Source organism: Nissabacter sp. SGAir0207 (assembly GCF_005491205.1).
Taxonomy (GTDB): domain Bacteria; phylum Pseudomonadota; class Gammaproteobacteria; order Enterobacterales; family Enterobacteriaceae; genus Chimaeribacter.
Genome location: NZ_CP028035.1, coordinates 3,416,343 through 3,438,577, shown reverse-complemented (window position 1 = coordinate 3,438,577; position 22,235 = coordinate 3,416,343). Strand labels below are relative to the sequence as shown.

General features: G+C 61.5%; 21 protein-coding genes and 1 pseudogene. 12 read left to right on the top strand and 10 right to left on the bottom strand.

What is annotated here, in order from left to right:
* The 5 genes from lptA to C1N62_RS15435 are packed head-to-tail and all read right to left on the bottom strand — an operon-like array spanning nucleotide 1 to nucleotide 3,660.
* Nucleotides 1–552, bottom strand: coding sequence for a lipopolysaccharide ABC transporter substrate-binding protein LptA (gene lptA, locus C1N62_RS15455; RefSeq protein ID WP_137764469.1), 552 nt, complete (start codon nucleotides 550–552; stop codon nucleotides 1–3).
* Nucleotides 521–1,099 carry an LPS export ABC transporter periplasmic protein LptC gene (lptC, locus tag C1N62_RS15450; protein WP_137764468.1) on the bottom strand — a complete coding sequence of 193 codons (579 nt, stop codon included), beginning with the start codon at nucleotides 1,097–1,099 and terminating at the stop codon, nucleotides 521–523. The genes lptA and lptC overlap by 32 nt, the downstream gene beginning before the upstream one ends.
* Entirely contained in the window at nucleotides 1,096–1,662 is a 567-nt protein-coding gene (gene kdsC, locus C1N62_RS15445) for a 3-deoxy-manno-octulosonate-8-phosphatase KdsC (protein WP_137764467.1), read from the bottom strand. Before kdsC ends, lptC begins: the two co-directional genes overlap by 4 nt.
* A gap of 15 nt (nucleotides 1,663–1,677) precedes the next feature.
* Nucleotides 1,678–2,664, bottom strand: coding sequence for an arabinose-5-phosphate isomerase KdsD (gene kdsD, locus C1N62_RS15440; protein WP_137764466.1), 987 nt, complete (start codon nucleotides 2,662–2,664; stop codon nucleotides 1,678–1,680).
* Nucleotides 2,665–2,682: 18 nt separating this feature from the next.
* On the bottom strand, nucleotides 2,683–3,660 hold the full coding sequence (locus tag C1N62_RS15435) for a calcium/sodium antiporter (RefSeq protein ID WP_137764465.1): 978 nt from the start codon (nucleotides 3,658–3,660) through the stop codon (nucleotides 2,683–2,685).
* A 282-nt stretch (nucleotides 3,661–3,942) separates the two neighbouring features.
* Here C1N62_RS15435 and mlaF point away from each other — a divergent pair, with 282 nt between their 5' ends.
* The 7 genes and pseudogenes from mlaF to murA all read left to right on the top strand — a co-directional run bounded on the left by mlaF (nucleotide 3,943) and on the right by murA (nucleotide 8,750).
* Nucleotides 3,943–4,746 carry a phospholipid ABC transporter ATP-binding protein MlaF gene (gene mlaF, locus C1N62_RS15430; RefSeq protein ID WP_137764464.1) on the top strand — a complete coding sequence of 268 codons (804 nt, stop codon included), beginning with the start codon at nucleotides 3,943–3,945 and terminating at the stop codon, nucleotides 4,744–4,746.
* Between the two features lie 16 nt (nucleotides 4,747–4,762).
* Nucleotides 4,763–5,545 carry a lipid asymmetry maintenance ABC transporter permease subunit MlaE gene (mlaE, locus tag C1N62_RS15425; RefSeq protein WP_137764463.1) on the top strand — a complete coding sequence of 261 codons (783 nt, stop codon included), beginning with the start codon at nucleotides 4,763–4,765 and terminating at the stop codon, nucleotides 5,543–5,545.
* Between the two features lie 3 nt (nucleotides 5,546–5,548).
* Nucleotides 5,549–6,082: an outer membrane lipid asymmetry maintenance protein MlaD gene (mlaD, locus tag C1N62_RS15420; RefSeq protein WP_137764462.1), complete on the top strand. Its 534-nt coding sequence runs from the start codon at nucleotides 5,549–5,551 to the stop codon at nucleotides 6,080–6,082.
* A 13-nt stretch (nucleotides 6,083–6,095) separates the two neighbouring features.
* Nucleotides 6,096–6,722: a phospholipid-binding protein MlaC gene (mlaC, locus tag C1N62_RS15415; protein WP_137764461.1), complete on the top strand. Its 627-nt coding sequence runs from the start codon at nucleotides 6,096–6,098 to the stop codon at nucleotides 6,720–6,722.
* Nucleotides 6,722–7,036: a lipid asymmetry maintenance protein MlaB gene (mlaB, locus tag C1N62_RS15410; RefSeq protein ID WP_137764460.1), complete on the top strand. Its 315-nt coding sequence runs from the start codon at nucleotides 6,722–6,724 to the stop codon at nucleotides 7,034–7,036. Before mlaC ends, mlaB begins: the two co-directional genes overlap by 1 nt.
* A gap of 136 nt (nucleotides 7,037–7,172) precedes the next feature.
* On the top strand, nucleotides 7,173–7,427 hold the full coding sequence (ibaG, locus tag C1N62_RS15405) for a BolA family iron metabolism protein IbaG (RefSeq protein WP_137764459.1): 255 nt from the start codon (nucleotides 7,173–7,175) through the stop codon (nucleotides 7,425–7,427).
* 64 nt (nucleotides 7,428–7,491) lie between these two features.
* Nucleotides 7,492–8,750: pseudogene (murA, locus tag C1N62_RS15400) on the top strand (UDP-N-acetylglucosamine 1-carboxyvinyltransferase).
* A 55-nt stretch (nucleotides 8,751–8,805) separates the two neighbouring features.
* On the opposite strand, the gene degS reads toward murA, so the two are convergent.
* The 3 genes from degS to zapG form a co-directional block, all read right to left on the bottom strand.
* Nucleotides 8,806–9,873, bottom strand: a complete 1,068-nt coding sequence (degS, locus tag C1N62_RS15395; RefSeq protein ID WP_137764458.1) for an outer membrane-stress sensor serine endopeptidase DegS — start codon at nucleotides 9,871–9,873, stop codon at nucleotides 8,806–8,808.
* A gap of 89 nt (nucleotides 9,874–9,962) precedes the next feature.
* Complete coding sequence (degQ, locus tag C1N62_RS15390; RefSeq protein ID WP_137764457.1) at nucleotides 9,963–11,324, bottom strand: serine endoprotease DegQ; 1,362 nt, start codon at nucleotides 11,322–11,324, stop codon at nucleotides 9,963–9,965.
* A gap of 207 nt (nucleotides 11,325–11,531) precedes the next feature.
* Nucleotides 11,532–11,933 carry a Z-ring associated protein ZapG gene (gene zapG / locus C1N62_RS15385; RefSeq protein WP_137764456.1) on the bottom strand — a complete coding sequence of 134 codons (402 nt, stop codon included), beginning with the start codon at nucleotides 11,931–11,933 and terminating at the stop codon, nucleotides 11,532–11,534.
* Between the two features lie 223 nt (nucleotides 11,934–12,156).
* Between zapG and zapE the strand changes: the two genes are divergently transcribed.
* The 5 genes from zapE to sspB all read left to right on the top strand — a co-directional run bounded on the left by zapE (nucleotide 12,157) and on the right by sspB (nucleotide 15,829).
* Nucleotides 12,157–13,272, top strand: coding sequence for a cell division protein ZapE (zapE, locus tag C1N62_RS15380; protein WP_137764455.1), 1,116 nt, complete (start codon nucleotides 12,157–12,159; stop codon nucleotides 13,270–13,272).
* A gap of 246 nt (nucleotides 13,273–13,518) precedes the next feature.
* Complete coding sequence (gene rplM, locus C1N62_RS15375; RefSeq protein ID WP_137764454.1) at nucleotides 13,519–13,947, top strand: 50S ribosomal protein L13; 429 nt, start codon at nucleotides 13,519–13,521, stop codon at nucleotides 13,945–13,947.
* A 15-nt stretch (nucleotides 13,948–13,962) separates the two neighbouring features.
* Nucleotides 13,963–14,355 (top strand): 30S ribosomal protein S9, encoded by a 393-nt coding sequence (gene rpsI, locus C1N62_RS15370; protein ID WP_039346610.1) that lies wholly within the window; start codon nucleotides 13,963–13,965, stop codon nucleotides 14,353–14,355.
* 332 nt (nucleotides 14,356–14,687) lie between these two features.
* Nucleotides 14,688–15,329 carry a stringent starvation protein SspA gene (gene sspA, locus C1N62_RS15365; RefSeq protein ID WP_137764453.1) on the top strand — a complete coding sequence of 214 codons (642 nt, stop codon included), beginning with the start codon at nucleotides 14,688–14,690 and terminating at the stop codon, nucleotides 15,327–15,329.
* A 5-nt stretch (nucleotides 15,330–15,334) separates the two neighbouring features.
* Nucleotides 15,335–15,829 (top strand): ClpXP protease specificity-enhancing factor, encoded by a 495-nt coding sequence (gene sspB, locus C1N62_RS15360; RefSeq protein WP_137764452.1) that lies wholly within the window; start codon nucleotides 15,335–15,337, stop codon nucleotides 15,827–15,829.
* A 97-nt stretch (nucleotides 15,830–15,926) separates the two neighbouring features.
* Here sspB and C1N62_RS15355 read toward each other — a convergent pair whose 3' ends face one another.
* The gene (locus C1N62_RS15355) at nucleotides 15,927–17,345 is read right to left on the bottom strand and encodes a glutamate synthase small subunit (RefSeq protein WP_137764451.1); all 1,419 of its coding nucleotides are present in this window, start codon (nucleotides 17,343–17,345) and stop codon (nucleotides 15,927–15,929) included.
* 10 nt (nucleotides 17,346–17,355) lie between these two features.
* The gene (gene gltB / locus C1N62_RS15350; RefSeq protein WP_137764450.1) at nucleotides 17,356–21,816 is read right to left on the bottom strand and encodes a glutamate synthase large subunit; all 4,461 of its coding nucleotides are present in this window, start codon (nucleotides 21,814–21,816) and stop codon (nucleotides 17,356–17,358) included.
* Nucleotides 21,817–22,235 lie beyond the last annotated feature (419 nt).

Here is a 22,235-nt window from a genome sequence, read left to right as displayed (position 1 = left end):
TCAGTTACTCTTCTTCTGTCCGCTGGACGGGGTGCCTTTGTCCTGCAATTGGGTCGGGATTAACACAGTGGTAACACGTTTGCCTTCGTTACTGAAAGCTTCCATCTGCTGTTTTTGCACCAGATAGGTGATGCGGTCGCCCTTCACATTGCTGTCGAGCTGCTCCAGATAGGCGTTGCCGGTCAGGATGACATAGTCATTTCCCAGCTCATAACGCATCTTCTGCGAGTGGCCCTTCACCGGCTTGCCGTTGTCCTGCAACTGGTAGAAGGTCGCCGGGTTGCCGAAGGCCTCAATCACCTCCTTGCCCTGCTGCCCCTGCGGGCGGATCACCACCACCTTGTCGGCCTTGATCTCGATGCTGCCCTGTTTCGCCACCACGTTGCCGGTGAAGGTCACGGTGTTGCCCTCCATGTCCAGCGCCTGCTGGGCGGAGTCGATGTGGATCGGCTGGCTGGTGTCATCTTTCAGCGCCAGGGCCGGCACGCTCACAGCCAGAAGCGAACTGGCAACCAGCAGGTTACGGAGCGGGGTTTGAAGTCTGGATTTCATAGTAGGTGTTTACCTTTTCGATCAGCTGTGCTGTTTTGGTCCGCAAATTGCCGCGCATTTTCATGCCCTTGGAGGTGAAAGCGGCTCCGTAGAGGGTCACTTCATCATCCGAGGTGACATCCTGGCTCACCAGGTTGACCTGGGCGTTGTCCGTTTTGATCCGCTGTAACTGCGAGGTCGCGGTCAGGCTGTTGACCTCAACATGCCCATAGAGATAGAGCATCCGATCCTTGGTCAGCTTGGCGCGATCGGCGCGCACCGACCAGGTCGGGACGGTATTGGCGTCATAGAGCGTCATCACCGGGTTGGTGAACCAGCTCAGCTCCTCCGCCGTGTAATATTTGACGTCATCGGCCACCAGCTTGTAGTTCAGCTTGCCGGTCGGGTCGTAGACCACGGTAACGGTGTGCTGGCTCTGGTAGGTCGGGTCCTGGGTGTTGATGGCCGCCGTCGGTGCCGCCTCATCCTCATCGGCCAGGTTCCAGCCAATCAGTACCAGCGCGGCCAGCGCCAGCAGCAGGGTAATCAGAAACTTTGCTCTGCTCATATTGAAAGCCCGACGGCGTCCTCCAGCTTCCCTTGCGCCAGCAGGATCAGGTCACACACCTCGCGCACCGCGCCCTTGCCCCCGCTGATGCGGGTGGTGTAGTGGGCGCGCGGCGTCAGCATCGGGTGGGCATCCGCCACCGCCACCGCCAGGCCGCACTCGGCCATCACCGGCCAGTCAATCAGGTCATCGCCGACGTAGGCCACCTGCTCCGGGCGCAGCGCCAGCGTGGTGAGCAGCTCGCGGAAGGCAATCAGCTTGTTGGACTGCCCTTGGTAAAGGTAGCGGATGCCGAGGGTCGCGGCGCGATCCTCCAGCAGCTTGGCGGAGCGGCCGGTAATGATGGCCACCTCCACGTCAGAGGTGAGCAGGCAGCGGATGCCGTAGCCGTCGCGCACGTTGAACGCTTTCAGCTCCTCGCCCTGATTGCCCATATAGACCAGGCCGTCGGACATGACGCCATCCACATCACAGATCAGCAGGCGAATCTGCCGCGCGCGGGCCAGCACCTCGGCGCTGACCGGGCCGTAACAGGTATTCACAGTTGCTGCGTTATCACTCATTGAGCCTTTCCTTCATTAAACTACGCCAGCGCGCAGCATGTCATGCATATGTACCACACCGAGCAACTGGTCGCCATCGGCAACCATCAGGGCGGTAATGTGCCGGGATTGCATGGTATTCAGGGCCTCCACCGCCAGGGTGCCGGGGCGCACCCGCAGGCCGCCGGGCGTCATCACCTCTTCGATGCGCGCCCGGTTGAAGTCGATGCCCATATCAATAATGCGGCGCAGGTCGCCATCGGTGAAGATGCCCTCGATCTTCATCAAGTCATCACAGATCACGGTCATGCCGAGGTTTTTGCGCGTGATCTCCAGCAGCGCGTCGCGCAGCGTGGCGTCACGGCTGACGTGGGGGATCTCATTGCCACTGTGCATGATATCACTGACGCGCAGCAGCAGCTTGCGGCCCAGTGCGCCGCCGGGGTGGGAGAGGGCGAAATCCTCGGCGGTGAAGCCGCGCGCCTCCAGCAGCGCCACCGCCATCGCGTCGCCCATCACCAGTGCGGCGGTGGTGCTGGAGGTGGGTGCCAGCCCGAGCGGGCACGCCTCCTGCGGCACCTGTACGCAGATGTGGATGTCCGCCGCGCGGCCCATGGCGCTCTCCGGGTTGCCGGTCAGGCAGATGAGCGGCACGTGCAGGCGCTTGAGCACCGGCACCAGCGCCAGAATCTCGCTGGACTCGCCGGAGTTGGAGAGGGCGATCACCACGTCATGCCGGCTGACCATGCCCAGATCGCCGTGGCTCGCCTCCGCCGGGTGGACGAAGAAGGCCGGCGTGCCGGTGCTGGCGAAGGTCGCCGCCATCTTGCGGCCAATGTGGCCGGACTTGCCCATCCCCATCACCACCACCTTGCCACTACAGGAGAAGATCCGTTCACAGGCGCGGGTAAAGTCGTCATTGATATATTGATCGAGCTGGGCCAGCCCCTCCCGCTCGATCTGCAGTACGGTTTTGCCGGCCTGCTGGAAGTCGAAGCCGGGCTGGAGTTCAAAGTTCGCCATGTTGGTGTCCTGACTGTTTTACAAGGCGGGGCCAGCCGGGAAGAGCAGCAGCCACGCAAGATAAGCCATAAAGCCGCACAGTAGCAGCGCGCCCGCCCGGCGGCCGATGCGGTGCCGACGCAGCAGGCAGAGGCCGGCCAGCACGCCGCTGACCGCCAGCATCACCCAGTAGTCGCGGCGGAACGCCTCCGGCGCGAAGGGGCCGGGGGCGATCAGTGCGGGAATGCCGAGCACTATACAGAGGTTGAAGATGTTGGCGCCTATGATATTTCCTAAAGCAATGTCATCCTCCCCCTTCAGCGCGCCTGCGACAAAGGTGGCCAGCTCCGGCAGGCTGGTGCCGACGGCAATCACCGTCAGGCCAATCACCAGCTCGCTGACACCAAAATAGCGCGCGATCACGGTCGCGTTGTCCACAATCATGCCAGCGGCCAGCGGCATCATCACCACCGCCAGCAGCAGCCAGAGCACCGCCACGGTGTTGCTGCTGTCCTGCGGCAGCTCCGCCAGCTGCTCGGTGGTGAGCGGGTCACTGCCCTCGCGCTGCGCCAGCCGGGCGATCTTCAGCATCAGCAGGCAGAACAGGGCGGCGCTCAACAGCAGGATCACCCCGTCCAGCCGCGAGAGTTGCAGGTCTGAGAGCAGCACGCCGCACAGCGCGGTGATCAGCAACAGCAGCGGCAGCTCGCGGCGCACAATGTCAGACTGCACCCGCAGCGGGTGGATCAGTGCCGCGCCGCCCAGGATCAGCAGGATGTTGATGATGTTGGAGCCAATGGCGTTGCCTATCGCCAAATCGCGCTGCCCGCCAATCGCGGCAGTGGTGGAGACCACCAGCTCCGGCAGCGAGATGCCGATGCCGACAATGGTCATGCCGGTCACCAGCGGCGGCACCCCCATCGAGCGGGAGAGCACCGCCGCGCCATACACCAGACGGTCGGCCGCGTAAGAAAGTAGAAGTAAACCAACGATCAATAGTATGGTCGCAAGCAGCATGCGGAGTCCTTTATTCGGTATAATCCCCTGTTCGTCGGTGAATCAGAAGGTCAAAAATGATTACCTGAAACAATGATAAACTGACTCTAATCGACGGCGAACCCGCGCCAGCGTTAACGCCCAGATTTATCCGCTAATTTTGACCCTGCGGAACGTAAAAGTAAAACGTATGGCAAGTTTAGCGGCCAGCGCCGTAAGGTTTTGTAAATAACCGGCGTCCGGTCGCCTTTGCTTTAACATCAGGGGTATCGTTTTCCCAATACCCTATAAGGGATAGCAAGAATGAACCAGAAGGCATCGAATCTGGTGGAGATCAAAGGCATCAGTTTTATGCGCGGCGATCGCCCCATCTTCGAGAAAATCAATATGACGGTGCCGCGTGGCAAGGTCACCGCCATCATGGGCCCCTCCGGTATCGGTAAAACCACGCTATTGCGCCTGATCGGCGGGCAGCTCGCCCCCGATGAGGGCGAGATCTGGTTTGATGGTGAAAACATTCCCACCCTCTCGCGCCGCAAGCTCTACGCCACGCGCAAAAAGATGAGCATGCTGTTCCAGTCCGGCGCGCTGTTTACCGATCTGAATGTCTATGAGAATGTCGCGTTCCCGCTGCGGGAGCATAGCCACCTGCCCGAGCCGCTGCTGCACACCACGGTGATGATGAAGCTGGAGGCGGTGGGCCTGCGCGGCGCGGCCAAGCTGATGCCCTCGGAGCTATCCGGCGGCATGGCGCGGCGTGCGGCGCTGGCGCGTGCCATCGCCCTCGACCCGACGCTGATCATGTTTGATGAGCCGTTCGTCGGGCAAGACCCCATCACCATGGGCGTGCTGGTGAAACTGATCGACGAGCTGAACCATGCGCTCGGCGTGACCTGCATCGTGGTCTCCCACGATGTGCCGGAGGTGCTGAGCATCGCGGATTACGCCTATATCGTGGCGGAGCAGCATGTGATCGCCGAAGGGACGCCCGCGGCGTTGCAGGCCAATGCCGATCCGCGCGTGCGCCAGTTCCTCGACGGCATCGCCGACGGCCCGGTGCCATTCCGTTTCCCGGCCGGTGATTACCAGACCGAGCTGCTAGGATAAGGGAGCCAATAGACTGATGTTAACAACTGCACTGGCGTCACTCGGACGCCGTGGGATCTCACTGTGCCGCGCATTTGGCCGTGCCGGGCTGATGATGTTCGGCGCCCTGATGGGCCGCCCGCACCCGCGCAAGCATGGGGCACTGCTGGTGAAGCAGCTTTACAGCGTCGGCGTGATGTCGCTGCTGATTATCGTGGTCTCCGGGCTGTTTATCGGCATGGTGCTGGGGTTGCAGGGCTACCTGATCCTCACCACCTACAGCGCCGAAACCAGTCTGGGGATGATGGTGGCGCTCTCGCTGCTGCGTGAACTGGGGCCGGTGGTGACCGCGCTGCTGTTCGCCGGCCGCGCTGGCTCGGCGCTTACCGCCGAGATTGGCCTGATGAAGGCCACCGAGCAGCTCTCCAGCATGGAGATGATGGCGATCGACCCGCTACGCCGGGTGGTGGCACCACGCTTCTGGGCTGGCATGATCAGTATGCCGCTGCTGACGGCGATCTTCGTCGCGGTCGGCATCTGGGGCGGCTCGCTGGTGGGCGTGGACTGGAAGGGCATCGACAGCGGCTTCTTCTGGTCGGCGATGCAGAATGCCGTCGACTGGCGGCAGGATCTGGTCAACTGCCTGCTGAAGAGCGCGGTCTTTGCGGTCACCGTGACCTGGATTGCGCTGTTCAATGGCTATGACGCCGTCCCCACTTCGCAGGGGATTAGCCGGGCGACGACCCGTACCGTGGTGCACTCCTCATTGGCGGTGCTGGGATTGGATTTTGTGCTGACGGCACTGATGTTTGGGAACTAAATAATGCAAACGAAAAAGAGTGAAATCTGGGTTGGGGCGTTCCTGCTGATCGCGCTGGGCGCCATCCTGTTTCTGGCCCTGAAGGTGGCGAACATCACCTCAATGCGGCCGCACCCCACCTACCGCATCTACGCGACCTTCGACAACATCGGCGGCCTGAAAGCCAGCTCGCCGGTGCGCATCGGCGGCGTGGTGATTGGCCGGGTGGCGGATATCTCCCTGGACAACAACTACTCGCCGCGCGTGGCAATGGACATCGACGAGCAGTACAACCAGATCCCGGACACCAGCTCACTGGCGATCCGCACCTCCGGCCTGCTGGGGGAGCAGTATCTGGCGCTGAATGTCGGCTTTGAAGACCCGGAGATGGGGACTGCTATGCTGAAAGAGGGCGGCACCATCCAGGACACCAAATCGGCAATGGTACTGGAGGATTTGATCGGCCAGTTCCTGTACAAGAGCGGCGGCTCCGATGACGCCGCCAAACCGGGCGCGCAGGCTGCGCCTGCCGCAACACCTGCTGCACCCAGCAATTAAGAGGAAACCCTGAATGTTTAAACGTTTATTGATGGTCGCGCTGCTGGTGGTCGCTCCGCTGGCCAACGCGGTGGATATGACCAACCCTTACCGTGTCATGGATGAGGCGGCGGAGAAGACCTTCACCCGCCTGAAGAATGAACAGCCGAAAATCAGGCAGAACCCGAACTACCTGCGCGACGTGGTGCGTCAGGAGCTGCTGCCCTACGTGCAGGTGAAGTACGCCGGTGCGCTGGTGCTGGGCCGCTACTACAAATCCGCCACCCCGGCGCAGCGTGAAGCCTACTTCGCCGCCTTCGAGGACTATCTGGCGCAGGCTTACGGTCAGGCGCTGGCGCTCTACCACGGCCAGACCTACCAGATTGCGCCGGAGCAGCCGCTGGGCAACGCCGACATCATCGCCATCCGCGTCACCATCCTGGACAACGGCGGCCGCCCGCCGGTGCGTCTGGACTTCCAGTGGCGCAAGAACAGCAAGACCGGCAACTGGCAGGCGTATGACATGATCGCCGAAGGCGTCAGCATGATCACCACCAAGCAGAATGAGTGGGCTGACATCCTGCGCCAGCAGGGCGTCGACGGCCTGACCGCCCGCCTGAAGAGCGCGGCGGCCCAGCCCATCACCCTCGACCAGCAATAATGGCCGGCTCAACCCTGAACTGGGCCTCACGCGGGCAGACGCTGGTACTGACCGGCGATCTTGACCGCGATACGCTGCTGCCGCTCTGGCAGCAGCGTGAGAGCCTGCTGGCGCAGCACACCGCCCTCGACCTGTCGCAGGTCGGCCGGGTGGACTCGCCCGGTTTGGCGCTGCTGGTGCACCTGCGGGCCGAGGCGCGCGCGCGTGGCGCGGCGCTGACGCTGGAGGGCATGACCGATCGGCTGGAGACGTTGATTACGCTCTATAACCTGGATGAGATCATCCCCGTCAGCGCCGCCGCCTCAGCGCGTTAGCGTGCTTTTTGCCGCAATTGACGACCAAAGCCCCCGCAAGAAAGCCTCTTCGGGGCTTTTTCTTTGTTTAAGAGTCGGCCGGATTACACTAAGATAGTCGGCTGATATTATCCCCATTTAGACAGAATAGACTCCTATGGATACCCAAGAAATTAAAGACGTTCTGATGCAGGCGCTGGCCTTGCAGGAAGCCCACGTGACTGGCGAAGGTAGCCACTTCCAGGTGATTGCGGTGAGTGAGCAGTTCGCTGGCATGAGCCGCGTGAAGAAGCAGCAGACCGTCTATGCGCCGCTGATGGAGTACATCGCGGACAACCGCATCCACGCCCTCTCCATCAAGGCTTTCACGCCGGAAGAGTGGCAGCGCGACCGCAAGCTAAGCGGCCTTTGATGCCGGGGGCGGCGTGGCCGCCCTGTGCTCATCCTTATCAAGTTAATCATTGAGAGCAGTCATAATGGATAAATTTCGTGTGCAGGGCCGTACCCGCCTGAGTGGTGAAGTGACCATCTCCGGGGCGAAAAACGCGGCCTTGCCAATCCTGTTCGCCGCCCTGCTGGCGGAAGAGCCGGTTGAGATCCAAAACGTTCCCCACCTGAAAGATATCGACACCACCCTGAAGCTGCTGAGCCAGCTCGGCACCAAAATTGAGCGCAATGGCTCGGTGTTTGTCGATGCCAGCGCGGTCAACGAATTCACCGCCCCTTATGATCTGGTGAAGACCATGCGCGCCTCGATCTGGGCGCTCGGCCCGCTGGTGGCGCGCTTTGGCCGCGGCCAGGTGTCGCTGCCGGGCGGCTGCGCCATCGGTGCGCGTCCGGTTGACCTGCACATCACCGGCCTGGAGCAACTGGGCGCGGAGATCAAACTGGAAGAGGGCTACGTCAAAGCCTCCGTTGACGGCCGCCTGAAGGGCGCGCACATCGTGATGGACAAGGTCAGCGTTGGCGCGACCGTCACCATCATGAGCGCCGCCACGCTGGCGGAGGGCACCACCATCATCGAGAACGCCGCGCGCGAGCCGGAGATTGTGGACACCGCCCACTTCCTGAATACCCTGGGCGCGAAAATCAGCGGCGCGGGCACCGACAAGATCACCATCCAGGGCGTAGAGCGCCTCGGCGGGGGGTCTACCGCGTGCTGCCTGACCGCATTGAGACCGGCACCTTCCTGGTGGCGGCAGCGATCTCCGGTGGCAAAGTGGTGTGCCGCGCGACCCGTCCGGACACCCTGGACGCGGTGCTGGCGAAGCTGCGCGAAGCGGGCGCGGACATCGAGGTGGGCGAGGATTGGATCAGTCTGGACATGCATGGCCAGCGCCCGAAAGGCGTCAACATCCGTACCGCGCCACACCCCGGTTTCCCGACTGACATGCAGGCGCAGTTCAGCCTGCTGAACTTGGTGGCGGAGGGCACGGGCGTGATCACCGAAACCATCTTCGAAAACCGTTTCATGCACGTGCCGGAGCTGATCCGCATGGGCGCGCACGCCGAGATTGAGAGCAACACCGTGATCTGCCACGGCGTGGCGGAACTCTCCGGGGCGCAGGTGATGGCGACCGATCTGCGCGCCTCCGCCAGTCTGGTGCTGGCCGGCTGCATCGCCGAAGGCACCACCATCGTTGACCGCATCTACCACATCGACCGTGGCTACGAGCGCATCGAAGACAAACTGCGCGCGCTGGGTGCCAACATCGAGCGCATCCACGGCGAATAACCGTCCTGCGCCATAAAAAAAGCCGGCATTGCGCCGGCTTTTTTTTCGTCCCCGCTTAGTGGGCGGGGTACTCCTGAATCGTGACCTGAAGCGTCATCTTGTTGCCATTGCGCATGATCTCGACCGGAATCACCGAGCCGGGGCGAATCTCCGCCACCTGATCCATCGTCTCCAGCGCCGAGAGGGCTGGCTTGTGGTTGACGCTGACAATCACGTCGTTGACCTGCATCCCTGCCTTCGCCGCCGGGCCATCTGGCGTCACCTCATTGACCACAATCCCTTGGATGCGATCGAGGCCGCTGTTTGGCGTGTGCATCGGGCTGATCTCGCGCCCGCCAATGCCGATGAAGCCACGGATGACGCGGCCATCGCGGATCAGCTTCTGCATCACCTTGGTCGCCAGCGCGGTCGGGATGGCGAAACCAATGCCCTCCGGCGTTTCGCCGTCGTTGCTCTTGTCAAAGGAGAGGGTGTTGATGCCCACCAGTTCGCCGAGCGTGTTTACCAGCGCGCCGCCGGAGTTGCCACGGTTGATGGAGGCGTCGGTCTGCAAGAAGTTCTGCCGCCCGGAGGGGCTAAGGCCGATGCGGCCGGTGGCGCTGATGATGCCTTGGGTGATGGTCTGGCCAAGGTTGTAGGGGTTGCCGATCGCCATCACCACGTCGCCGACGCGCGGGATGCGCTGGGTATTGATCGGAATCACCGGCAGGGCGGTGGCGTCAATCTTCAGCACCGCCAGATCGGTCAGGCTGTCGGAGCCAACCAGCAGCGCCTCGAACACCCGGCCATCCTGCAATGCCACGATGATCTGCTCGGCGTCGTTGATCACGTGCTTGTTGGTCAGGATGTACCCTTTGTCATTCATGATGACGCCCGACCCGAGGGTACGGATCTCCAGCTCGTTGTGCGAGGAGGCCCCCATACTGCGGTTATAGACGTTCACCACCGCTGGCGCGGCATGGCGCACCGCCTGGTTATAGCTGACCGGCTGCTCATCGCCGCCGCTGAAGTGCGACGGCAGCAGGAAATCCGCACTGGGCAGCCGCAGCGCTGGCAGGGCGAATAGCAGGATGCCAGCGACAATCAGGCCAAAGAGAATTGAACGCAATAACTTAGCAAGCATCAGGCTCAGAATATCTGGAAATGGAATGGGGGGGAGAATAGCACGAAGTGCCGGGCGCGGCAGCGTGCCACGCCCACTTTTCGGTTAAATCAACGCAACAACAAGTAGATATTGTCATCGCCGCGCACCACGTGCAGTGCCACGATTTGCGGCTTGCCTGCCAGCACCTTGCGCAAGTCCGCCAGTGAGGCGATGCGCTCGCGGTTGACGCCGATAATGACGTCACCCTTTTGCAGCCCCAGCGCGGCGGCCGGCGAGCCGGGTTCCACGCTCACCAGCTTCACGCCCGTCTCGCCAGCGTCGGTGGCGCCATCACTCATCGTCGCCCCCTGCAATGCCGGGGAGAGCGTCTGGGCGGCAGTGGCCTCGGTACTGGTCTGGAGGGTGACGTCCACCTCCATCAGCTTGCCAGCGCGCAGCAGGCCAATCTTCACCGTCTTGCCCGGCCCGGCGGTGCCGACCTTGGCGCGCAGCTCGGCAAAGCTCTCAATCTGTCGGCCGTTGAGCGACACCAGCACGTCACCGGCCTTGATGCCCGCGCGGGCGGCGGCGGAGTCGGCCAGCACCTCATTGACGAACGCGCCGCGTTGGGTGTCCATTTTGAAGGCTTTCGCCATGTCGGCGTTCATCTCGCTGCCCTTGATGCCGAGCATACCGCGCCGCACCTCGCCAAACTCAATCAGCTGCTTGCTGAGGTTCTGCGCCATGTTGCTGGGGATGGCGAAGCCGATGCCGATACTGCCGCCGCCCGGTGCCAGAATGGCGGTGTTGATGCCGATCAGCTCGCCGTTGAGGTTGAGCAGCGCGCCGCCGGAGTTGCCGCGGTTGATGGAGGCGTCGGTCTGGATGAAGTTCTCCAGCCCCTCCAGATTCAGGCCGGTGCGGCCAAGGGCGGAGATAATGCCGGAGGTGGCGGTCTGGCCGAGGCCAAACGGGTTGCCAACCGCCACGGCGAAGTCGCCCACCCGCAGCTGGTCAGAGTCAGCCACGCGGATCGCCGTCAGATCCTTGGCCGCCTGCAACTGCAACAGCGCGATGTCGCTCTGCTCATCCCGGCCCAGCAGCTTGGCCTCATACTCGCGGCCATCGTTGAGCTGTACCTGGATCTTGTCGGCATTGCTCACCACGTGGTTGTTGGTCAGCACATAGCCCTTGTCGGCATCGATAATCACGCCGGAGCCAAGGCCCTCAAAGGGGGTGGCGCTCTCCTCTTCGGCAGGCCCGTTCGGCCCGAAGAAGTATTTGTACTCTTCCGGCAGGCGCTGGCGCTCGGTCTGGGTGCCGTAGACATGCACGCTGACCACGGCTGGCAGCACCCGCTCCAGCATGGGTGCCAGGCTGGGCAGCGCCTCGCCCGCCACCGCCGCTGGCAGGCCGGAGGCCATCGCAGGCTGTAGGGCCAGGCCGAGACAGAGGGTTAACGCACTCAGTGATAGTGAAGTCATCTTCATTGGCAGCTCTCCCGCAACCTGCGGCAAAAAATGAGTAACCGGTCATTCCAGGTAATGAGGGCAGCGTACCCGGTCAGACGCGCGTGTCATTTCATTAAATATCAATAAACAGTAAGAGACGCGTTTTTTTCATGTGCCATGACGCACGGGGCGTGGCCATGACGGGAAGGCAAGCGCCGGCGGCAGGGGGCCGCCGGCGGACAGGCATCATTTGCGGCGGGAAGTGTCGCCACGCAGCAGACCGGAGGCGCTGTCGGAGTAGTCGCGCGGCATCTCGACCGGCGCCTGATCGTTGTCGGCTTCCGCCTCGGTCAGGCGGTAGTTGAACGGGTTGTCCTGCGTCGGCATGTCCGGCAGCAGGTTGTTCGAACTTTTCGCCATGTGTTGGTAAAGCTGGCGATAGTCAGTGGCCATGTTGTCCAGCAGTTCGGCACTGCGGGCGAAGTGGCTGACCAGCTCCTGGCGGTACTCATCCAGCTCTGCCTTGCTCTTCTCCAGCTCGTGCTGCAACACCTGCTGCTGGCGCAGTTTACGGTTGCCAAAACGCATGGCGAGGGCGCCGATAATCAGGCCGACGACCAAACCAATAAGTGCATACTCCCAGGTCATAATGACTCCTATGTTACTCTCGTTGTCCAGTAGGGCTTTTTCACTTAATAATACCCACTATAACCGTTAACCTTGTCCCAGTGGAATCCTGACGGGTCTGAAGCGCGGAAACAGCGCGTTTTTCACGGCCAGCACGGCAGGCAACGGCGGCGAACTCGGGGCGAAAACGTCCAGATGCGTCGCGAAAACCCGATAATTTTTTTCTCATGGAACGTCGAAAAACATGCAACCCACATCCCCCCTAGCACGCTATGAGCAGGCGCTGGCCGCCGGTGACTACCAACCGGATGACGTCCAGCGCCAGACCGTGACCCAGCTTGACGCCATCCACCATGCGCTGGTGGCGCAAAAACCCGCGCCTGCCCGCGCCTCCGGCGGCCTGTTCGCGCGGCTGATGGGCAAAAAGCCGGCGCCGACGCGCCCGGTGCAGGGGCTGTATATGTGGGGCGGCGTGGGGCGCGGCAAAACCTGGCTGATGGACATGTTCTTCCACAGCCTGCCGGGTGACCGCAAAATGCGGCTGCACTTCCACCGCTTTATGCTGCGGGTGCATGAGCAGCTGACCCAGTTGCAGGGGCAGGAGAACCCGCTGGAGACGGTGGCCGACCGCTTCAAGGCGGAGGCGGACGTGCTCTGCTTCGACGAATTTTTCGTCTCTGACATCACCGACGCCATGCTGCTGGCGACGCTGCTTCAGGCGCTGTTCGCGCGCGGCATTACGCTGGTCGCCACCTCCAACATTCCGCCAGACCAGCTCTACCGCAACGGCCTGCAACGCCAGCGCTTCCTGCCGGCCATCGATCTGATCAAAGAGTACTGCGACGTGCTCAACGTTGACGCTGGCATCGACTACCGCCTGCGCACCCTGACGCAGGCCAACCTGTGGCTCTCGCCGGCGGACGCCGCCGCCGCTGACCGGCTGGAGGGGATGTTCACCCGGCTGGCGGGCAAGCCCGGCGAACGCAACCCGGTGCTGGAGGTGAACCACCGGCCGCTGCCCGCGCTGGCGGTGGCCGAGGGGGTGGCGGCCTTTGACTTCCACACCCTGTGTGAGGAGGCGCGCAGCCAGATTGACTACATCGCGCTCTCCACGCTCTACCATACGGTGCTGGTGCACAATGTGCGGGTGATGGACAGCAAAAACGAGAGCGCCGCGCGCCGCTTTTTGGCGATGGTCGATGAGTTTTATGAGCGCCACGTGAAGCTGGTGATCTCCGCCGAGACCGGGATGCACCAGATCTACCAGGGGGAGCGCCTGAAGTTTGAGTACCAGCGCTGCCTGTCGCGTTTGCAGGAGATGCAGAGCGAAGAGTACCTGCGTTTGCCACACCTGCCATAACCCGCGTAGCGGCGGGCAGATATTATGCATTTGTGATAAAAAAGCAGTCGATCTTTGTGGGTGACTTCTCTATAATCTTGCGACCCCACGTTACAACAAAGTTTTTTTCCCGAAACTTTATTAGTGCCGGCATAGGCTATTCGAAGGGGTAGGTTTGCTGGACTTGATGGCCGTGTGAACCTCCAACACTGTTAATTAAGCGTTTGGGTGTTCGCCAACGTGTAACTTAAATTGGGTAAGCTTTTAATGAAAACTTTTACAGCTAAACCGGAAACAGTACAGCGTGACTGGTTCGTAGTTGATGCAAGCGGCAAGACCTTGGGTCGCCTGGCCACTGAACTGGCTCGCCGTCTGCGTGGCAAGCATAAAGCGGAATACACTCCGCACGTTGATACCGGTGATTACATCATCGTTCTGAACGCTGAGAAAGTTGCCGTAACCGGTAACAAGCGTAACGACAAGATCTATTACCATCACACCGGCCACATCGGTGGTATCAAACAAGCGACCTTTGAAGAGATGATTACTCGCCATCCTGAGCGTGTGATTGAGATCGCGGTTAAAGGCATGCTGCCGAAGGGCCCGCTGGGTCGTGCTATGTACCGTAAACTGAAAGTTTACGCGGGTAACGAGCACAATCATGCGGCACAGCAACCGCAAGTTCTTGACATTTAATCGGGATTATAGGCAATGGCTGAAAATCAATACTACGGCACTGGTCGCCGCAAAAGCTCCGCCGCTCGCGTCTTCATCAAGCCGGGCAACGGTAACATCGTAATTAACCAGCGTAGCCTGGAACAGTACTTCGGTCGCGAAACTGCCCGCATGGTAGTTCGTCAGCCGCTGGAACTGGTCGACATGGTTGAGAAACTGGACCTGTACATCACCGTTAAAGGTGGTGGTATCTCCGGTCAAGCTGGTGCCATCCGTCACGGTATCACCCGTGCGCTGATGGAGTATGACGAGTCTCTGCGTTCCGAGCTGCGTAAAGCTGGCTTCGTTACCCGTGACGCTCGTCAGGTTGAACGTAAGAAAGTCGGCCTGCGTAAAGCACGTCGTCGTCCGCAGTTCTCCAAGCGTTAATTTCTGGCTGCACTTGCAGCAGGAACAGCGTCAAAAACCCGGTGTCTCACCGGGTTTTTTTATGCCTGAAATCCACACTTTCCCGCCTTATCCCACCCTCTGACAGACAAATCGCGCGGATTTCACCGTTGCGCCGCCACAAGAGGGGCAAAATCTGGTAAACTAACAACACTTTTGCGCCTGAGCGCCGCGCAGTTTGGTGGGTTCGGTCGTCCTGGAGATCGCCTGACCTCCGGGCTTCTGCGAGGTTGCTGGCTGGCGATAACATGATTCAGGATAGCAGCCTGATGTTGGCTATTCGCACTGTTTTCTAGATAAACTTGGAGGTTTACATGGCTGTCGCTGCCAACAAACGTTCGGTAATGACGCTGTTCTCTGGCCCGACCGACATCTTCAGCCATCAAGTACGTATCGTACTGGCGGAAAAGGGTGTCAGTGTCGAGATCGAGCAGGTGGATATGGGAAATCTGCCGCAGGATCTTATTGACCTCAATCCTTATCAATCCGTCCCGACGCTGGTTGATCGTGAGCTGACGCTGTATGAATCCCGAATCATTATGGAGTACCTCGATGAGCGCTTCCCACATCCGCCATTGATGCCGGTCTACCCGGTGGCGCGCGGTGAGAGCCGCCTGATGATGCTGCGCATCGAGAAAAACTGGTATTCGCTGAAAGACAAAATCGAACAGAGCAGCGGCCAGGAAGCTGACGCCGCCCGTAAACAGCTGCGTGAAGAGCTGCTGGCGATTGCCCCGATCTTTGGTCAGACCCCGTTCTTTATGAGCGAGGAGTTCAGTCTGGTGGATTGCTACCTGGCACCGCTGCTGTGGCGTCTGCCGCAACTGGGCATTGAGCTGACTGGCGCCGGCTCCAAAGAGCTGAAAGGGTACATGACCCGCGTCTTTGAGCGTGATGCCTTCCTGGCTTCACTCACCGAAGCTGAACGCGAAATGCGTTTGCATACCCGGAGTTGATTCAGATGGAGATGTCGCACATGTCTCCGCGTCGTCCTTACCTGCTGCGGGCGTTCTATGACTGGTTGCTCGACAACCAGCTGACCCCGCATCTGGTGGTGGATGTCACGCGCCCAGGTGTTATGGTGCCGATGGAGTTCGCCCGCGATGGCCAAATCGTGCTGAACATCGCCCCGCGCGCGGTAGGGAATCTGGAGCTGGGCACGGACGATGTCCGGTTCAATGCCCGCTTTGGCGGCGTGCCGCGTCAGGTGAATGTGCCTATCGCCGCCGTCCTCGCGATCTATGCCCGTGAAAATGGCGCTGGCACCATGTTTGAGCCAGAACCCGCCTACGAGGATGAGGAGGGGATGTTTGAGACCTCCGCCGAGGAGAGCGCCACGCCTGAGCCAACGATGTCCGTTATCGATGGCGATCGCCCGGATGAGAGCGATCCTTCCGACGATGAGCCGCCGCAGCCGCCACGCGGTGGCCGCCCGGCCCTGCGCGTGGTGAAATAACCGCGTCGCACAGAAAGCCCCGCTCCGGCGGGGCTTTTTTTATGGGCGCAAAAAAAGAGGGGAGCCACTGGCTCCCCTCGTTTGACCGCAGGCGGTTTTACACTTCCAGATAGTTCATGATGCCGTCGGCGGCTTTGCGCCCCTCGGCAATCGCCGTCACCACCAGGTCGGAGCCGCGCACCGCGTCACCACCGGCGAAGATTTTCGGGTTGCTGGTCTGGAAGGCGTTCTCCACCCCTTCCGGCGCGATGATGCGGCCCTGATTGTCCAGCTCCACGTCATGGGCGGCCAGCCACTCCATTTTGTGCGGACGGAAACCAAACGCCATCACCACCGCGTCCGCGTTCATCACGAACTCGGAGCCGGGCACCAGTTCGGCACGGCGGCGGCCAGCGGCATCCGGCGCGCCCAGTTCGGTGCGCACCATCTTCACGCCGCTCACGCGGCCCTGCGCATCCAGTACCACGCTCAGCGGCTGGACGTTGAACTTGAACTCCACGCCCTCTTCACGCGCGTTTTTCACCTCGCGGCGGGAGCCTGGCATGTTCTCTTCGTCACGGCGGTAGGCACAGGTAACGTGGGACGCGCCCTGACGGATGGAGGTGCGTACGCAGTCCATCGCCGTATCGCCACCGCCCAGCACCACCACGCGTTTGCCCTCCATGCTGATGTAAGGCTCCTCAGTGGTGGCCTCATAGCCCATCAGCTGCTTGGTGTTGGCGATCAGGAACGGCAGGGCGTCATACACGCCAGCCGCGTCCTCATTCTCCAAGCCACCGCGCATCGACTGGTAGGTGCCGACCGCGAGGAACACCGCGTCATACTCTGCCAGCAGCGCCTCAACCGTGACATCCTTGCCGACTTCGGTATTGAGCTGGAACTCAATGCCCATGCCGGTGAAGATTTCGCGGCGGGTGGTCATCACCGACTTCTCCAGCTTGAAGGCCGGGATGCCGAAGGTCAGCAGGCCGCCAATCTCCGGGTGACGGTCATAGACCACCGCTTTCACGCCGTTGCGCGCCAGCACGTCGGCACAGGCCAGACCGGCCGGCCCGGCACCGATGATCGCCACACGCTTGCCGGTCGGCTTGACGTGGGACATATCGGGCCGCCAGCCCATCTCAATCGCCTTATCATTGATATAGCGCTCGATGTTGCCGATGGTGACCGCGCCGAACTCGCCGTTCAGGGTGCAGAAGCCTTCACACAGGCGATCCTGCGGACAGACGCGCCCGCACACCTCAGGCAGGCTGTTAGTCTGGTGGGCGAGGTCGGCCGCCTCCATGATGCGGCCTTCGTTCGCCAGCTTCAGCCAGTTCGGAATATAGTTATGGACCGGGCACTTCCACTCGCAGTAGGGGTTGCCGCAGGAGAGGCAGCGGTCTGCCTGCGCCTGCGCCTGGCTGTCGGAGAACGGCTCATAAATTTCTACAAACTCAATTTTCCGGATCTTCAGCGCTTTCTTGGGCGGATCGACACGCTGCAAATCGATAAATTGATAAACGTTTTGACTCATCGAAAACCTCTTACTGCGCTTGGACCCGCAGCTCGGCTGCGGAACGACTGCGGTGACCCAACAATGCTTTGACATCACTGGACTTCGGTTTCACCAGGGCGAACTTGGTGGCCCACACCGGCCAGTTGGCCAGCATCTCTTCACCACGGCTGGAGCCGGTCAGCTGCACGTGCTCGGTAATCAGGCCGCGCAGGTGCTCCTCGTGGATCGCCAGTTGGTCAACTTCCAGCACTTCCACCAGCTCCGGGTTGACGCGTTTGCGGAACTCGCCATCTTCGTCCAGCACGTAGGCGAAGCCGCCGGTCATGCCCGCGCCAAAGTTGACGCCGGTTTTGCCCAGCACGCAGACGATGCCGCCGGTCATGTACTCACAGCCGTTGTCGCCGATGCCTTCCACCACGGTGATGGCACCGGAGTTACGCACTGCGAAACGCTCGCCCGCCCGGCCTGCGGCGAACAGCTTGCCGCCGGTCGCGCCATACAGGCAGGTGTTGCCGATGATGCTGGCCTCATGGCTGCGGAAGGCGGAGCCTACCGGTGGGCGTACCGCGATGCGGCCACCCGCCATGCCCTTGCCAACGTAGTCGTTGGCGTCGCCAGTCAGCATCAGATCCAGGCCACCGGCGTTCCAGACACCGAAGCTCTGGCCAGCGGTGCCGGAGAAGTGCGCGGTGATTGGGTCGGAGGCCATGCCCTGATCGCCATGTTTCTCGGCGATGGCACCGGAGAGCAGCGCGCCCACCGATCGGTCGGTGTTACGGATGTCAAAGTAGAACGTCTTGCTCTGGCGCTTCTCCACGTGCGGCGCGGCTTGCTCCAGCAGCGCCTTGTTCAGCACGCCCTTGTCGAACGGCGGGTTGCTGCCCTCGGTGCAGTAGCGCGCCTTGCCGGGGTGCGGCTGGGCGGTTTGCAGCAGCGCGGCGAGATCCAGCTTGTTCTGCTTGGCGGTGAAGCCCTCCAGCGCGGTCAGCAGATCGGTACGGCCAATCAGGTCAACCAGGTTGCTGACGCCCAGCTCCGCCATGATCTGGCGAGTCTCCTGCGCGATGAAGCGGAAGTAGTGGGTCACGCGCTCTGGCAGGCCGTGGTAGTGGTCGCGGCGCAGCTTCTCATCCTGCGTTGCCACACCGGTCGCGCAGTTGTTGAGGTGGCAGATACGCAGGTATTTGCACCCCAGCGCCACCATCGGGCCGGTGCCGAAGCCAAAGCTCTCCGCACCCAGAATCGCGGCCTTGATGATGTCGACGCCGGTCTTCAGGCCACCATCCACCTGCAAGCGGATCTTGTGGCGCAGGCCGTTGGCCACCAGCGCCTGCTGGGTCTCCACCAGCCCCAGCTCCCACGGGCAGCCAGCATACTTCACCGAACTGAGCGGGCTGGCACCGGTGCCGCCGTCATAGCCAGCGATGGTGATCAGGTCGGCATAGGCTTTCGCCACGCCCACCGCGATGGTGCCGACGCCCGGCTCGGAGACCAGTTTCACCGAGATCAACGCCTTCGGGTTGACCTGTTTCAGGTCGAAGATCAGCTGGGCCAGATCCTCGATCGAGTAGATGTCATGGTGCGGCGGCGGGGAGATCAGCGTCACGCCCGGCACCGAGTAGCGCAGCTTGGCGATGTACGGCGTCACCTTATCGCCCGGCAACTGGCCGCCTTCACCCGGTTTCGCGCCTTGCGCTACCTTCACCTGGATCACGTCGGCGTTGACCAGATAGGCTGGCGTCACGCCGAAGCGGCCAGAGGCCACCTGCTTGATGCGCGACACTTTGTTGGTGCCGTAGCGCGCCGGATCTTCGCCACCCTCGCCGGAGTTGGAGAAGCCGCCGAGGCCGTTCATCGCCTCCGCCAGCGACTCATGCGCCTCCGGGCTGAGCGCGCCGATGGACATCGCCGCGGTATCGAAGCGCTTGTAGAGGTTCTCCGCTGGCTCCACCTGATCGACGGGGATCGGCTGGCCGTTCGGCGTGATCTTCAGCAGATCGCGCAGCGTGGAGACCGGGCGCTCGTTCACCAGCTTGGCATACTGCTGGTAGTCGTTATAGTCGCCGCTGTGCACCGCGGCTTGCAGCGTCGCCACCACGTCCGGGTTGTACATGTGGTACTCGCCGCCGTAGACGAATTTCAGCAGGCCGCCCTGATCCAGCGGTTTGCGCTTCAGCCATGCGCGCTTGGCGAGGTTTTGCAGATCCTGCTCGAAATCGCCGAAGTTGGCACCGCCGATGCGGCTCACCACGCCCTGGAAGCAGAGGCTGCTCAGCTCGCGGTGCAGGCCAACGGCCTCAAACAGCTTGGCGCAACGGTAGGAAGCCACGGTCGAGATGCCCATTTTGGACATGATCTTGTAGAGGCCCTTGTTGATGCCGTTGCGGTAGTTGAGCATCACCTCGCGGTAATTCTTGTCAATGGCACGGGAGTCCACCAGCTTCGCCAGCGTCTCGTAGGCCAGATAGGGGTAGATGGCCGTTGCGCCGAAGCCCAGCAGCACCGCAAAGTGGTGCGGGTCACGCGCGCTGGCGGTCTCAACAATCAGGTTGGCGTCGCAGCGCAGGTTCTTCTCCACCAGACGGGTCTGGATGGCGCCGACCGCCATCGGCGCCGGCACCGGCAGGCGGTTCGGGGCGATGGCGCGGTCAGAGAGCACCAGCAGCACCGCGCCGTCACGCACCTTGTGCTCGGCCTGTTCGCACAGGCGGTGGATCATCTCCTCCAGCGAGTGCTCGGCCGGATCGTAGGTCAGATCCAGCGTCTCGGCGCGGTAGTGTTCGCCCTCCAGCGTCGTCAGCTGCTTGAAGTCGGAGTAGAGCAAAATCGGCGACTTGAAGCTCAGGCGGTGGGACTGCCCCTCGGCCTCGAAGAAGACGTTCATCTCGCGGCCAATGCTGGTCGCCAGCGACATCACATGGGCCTCGCGCAGCGGATCGATCGGCGGGTTGGTCACCTGCGCGAACTGCTGGCGGAAGTAGTCATAGATCACGCGCGGGCGGCTGGAGAGCACGGCGAACGGGGTATCATCACCCATCGAACCGACCGCCTCCTGGCCATTCTCGCCCAGCACGCGGATCACCTGATCCAGCTCCTCATTGCTGTAGCCGAACTGCTTTTGGTAAGTCTCCAGCAGGGTGTCATCCAGCTCACGGCGGCCCACCTGATCTTCCGGCAGGTCTTCGAACGGCACCAGACGGCGGACGTTCTTCTCCATCCACTCTTTGTAGGGGTGGCGGCTCTTCAGGTCATTGTCAGTTTCGGCGGAGTGCAGGATGCGGCCGCTGCGGGTGTCAATCACCATCAGTTCGCCGGGGCCGACGCGCCCCTTCTCCACCACCTCATCCGGCTGGTAGTCCCAGATGCCCACTTCAGAGGCGCAGGTGATCAGCTTGTCTTTGGTGATCACATAACGCGCCGGGCGCAGGCCGTTGCGGTCGAGGTTACAGGCGGCGTAGCGGCCATCGGACATCACGATGCCAGCCGGGCCGTCCCACGGCTCCATGTGCATCGAGTTGAAGTCAAAGAAGGCGCGCAGGTCGCTGTCCATGTCCGGGTTCTGCTGCCAGGCTGGCGGCACCAGCAGGCGCATGGCGCGCACCAAGTCCATCCCGCCGCTCAAAAACAGCTCGAGCATGTTGTCGAGGGAGCTGGAGTCGGAGCCGGTTTCGTTGACGAACGGCGCGGCATCCTGCAAATCCGGGATCAGCGGGGTCTTGAATTTGTAGGCACGGGCGCGCGCCCACTGGCGGTTACCGGCAATGGTGTTGATCTCGCCGTTGTGCGCCAAATAGCGGAACGGCTGTGCCAGCGGCCAGCGCGGCACGGTGTTGGTGGAGAAGCGCTGGTGGAACAGGCAGATGGCCGATTCCAGACGCAGGTCAGCCAGGTCGAGGTAGAAGCGCGGCAGGTCAGCCGGCATACAAAGACCCTTGTAGATGGTCACCAGGTTCGACAGGCTACAGACGTAGAACTCATTGTCCTGGATGCGCTTCTCAATACGGCGGCGCGCCATATAGAGGCGGCGCTCCATGTCACGCGGACGCCAGCCAGCCGGGGCGTTCACGAAAATCTGCTCAATGCGCGGCAGGGAGGAGAGGGCGATCTCACCGAGGACATCCGGGTTGGTCGGAACGTCACGCCAGCCGACGATCGACAGCGTTTCGTTCTGCAACTCTTCTTCGACAATGCGGCGGCTCTCGCGGGCGTCATCCTCATTTTTGCTGAGGAACATCATGCCCACGGCGTAGTTCTTGGCCAGACGCCAGCCGCGCTCTTCGGCAACCATGCGGTAGAAGCGGTCGGGCTTCTGCAACAGCAGGCCACAGCCGTCGCCGGTTTTGCCGTCGGCAAGAATTGCACCACGGTGTTGCATACGGGCCAGTGCGTGAATGGCGGTACGCACCACCTTGTGGCTAGGTTCGCCTTCTATGTGGGCGATCAGGCCGAAACCACAGTTATCCCTCTCGAGGGACTTATCGTACAACATATCAGCAACCTCCCCAGGCTCTGCGTGACTCTTCCACCCTACGGCAAGAAGCGATTCTCCGGCGGTCAGGGGGTTGCCTGCATAATTTGGCAGGTGGAACCCGGCCTGACGTCCTCCGTCGATGGCCTCTTGTGACGGTGCTCACAAGTGGGTGATGACTTGTTTAATGAGGGAGTCTGTAATAACTGCATAAGTATGACGAGTCTTGGCTCGTCGAGAATGCTTCCAGCGGACTTCCAACTTATCGAGAAAGCACAGGTAGGTCAAATATGGTTTTAAGATATGCGTTTTTGTGATTTTTAATGGTTAAGTTAATGTTTTTTAAATAAAAAATGACATTTTTTATGGGTGGGAAAGGAGTGGCGACAGGAGGTGGAATGTGAGCTGACTCACTATAGTGCAAGCCACAAATCTCTGCA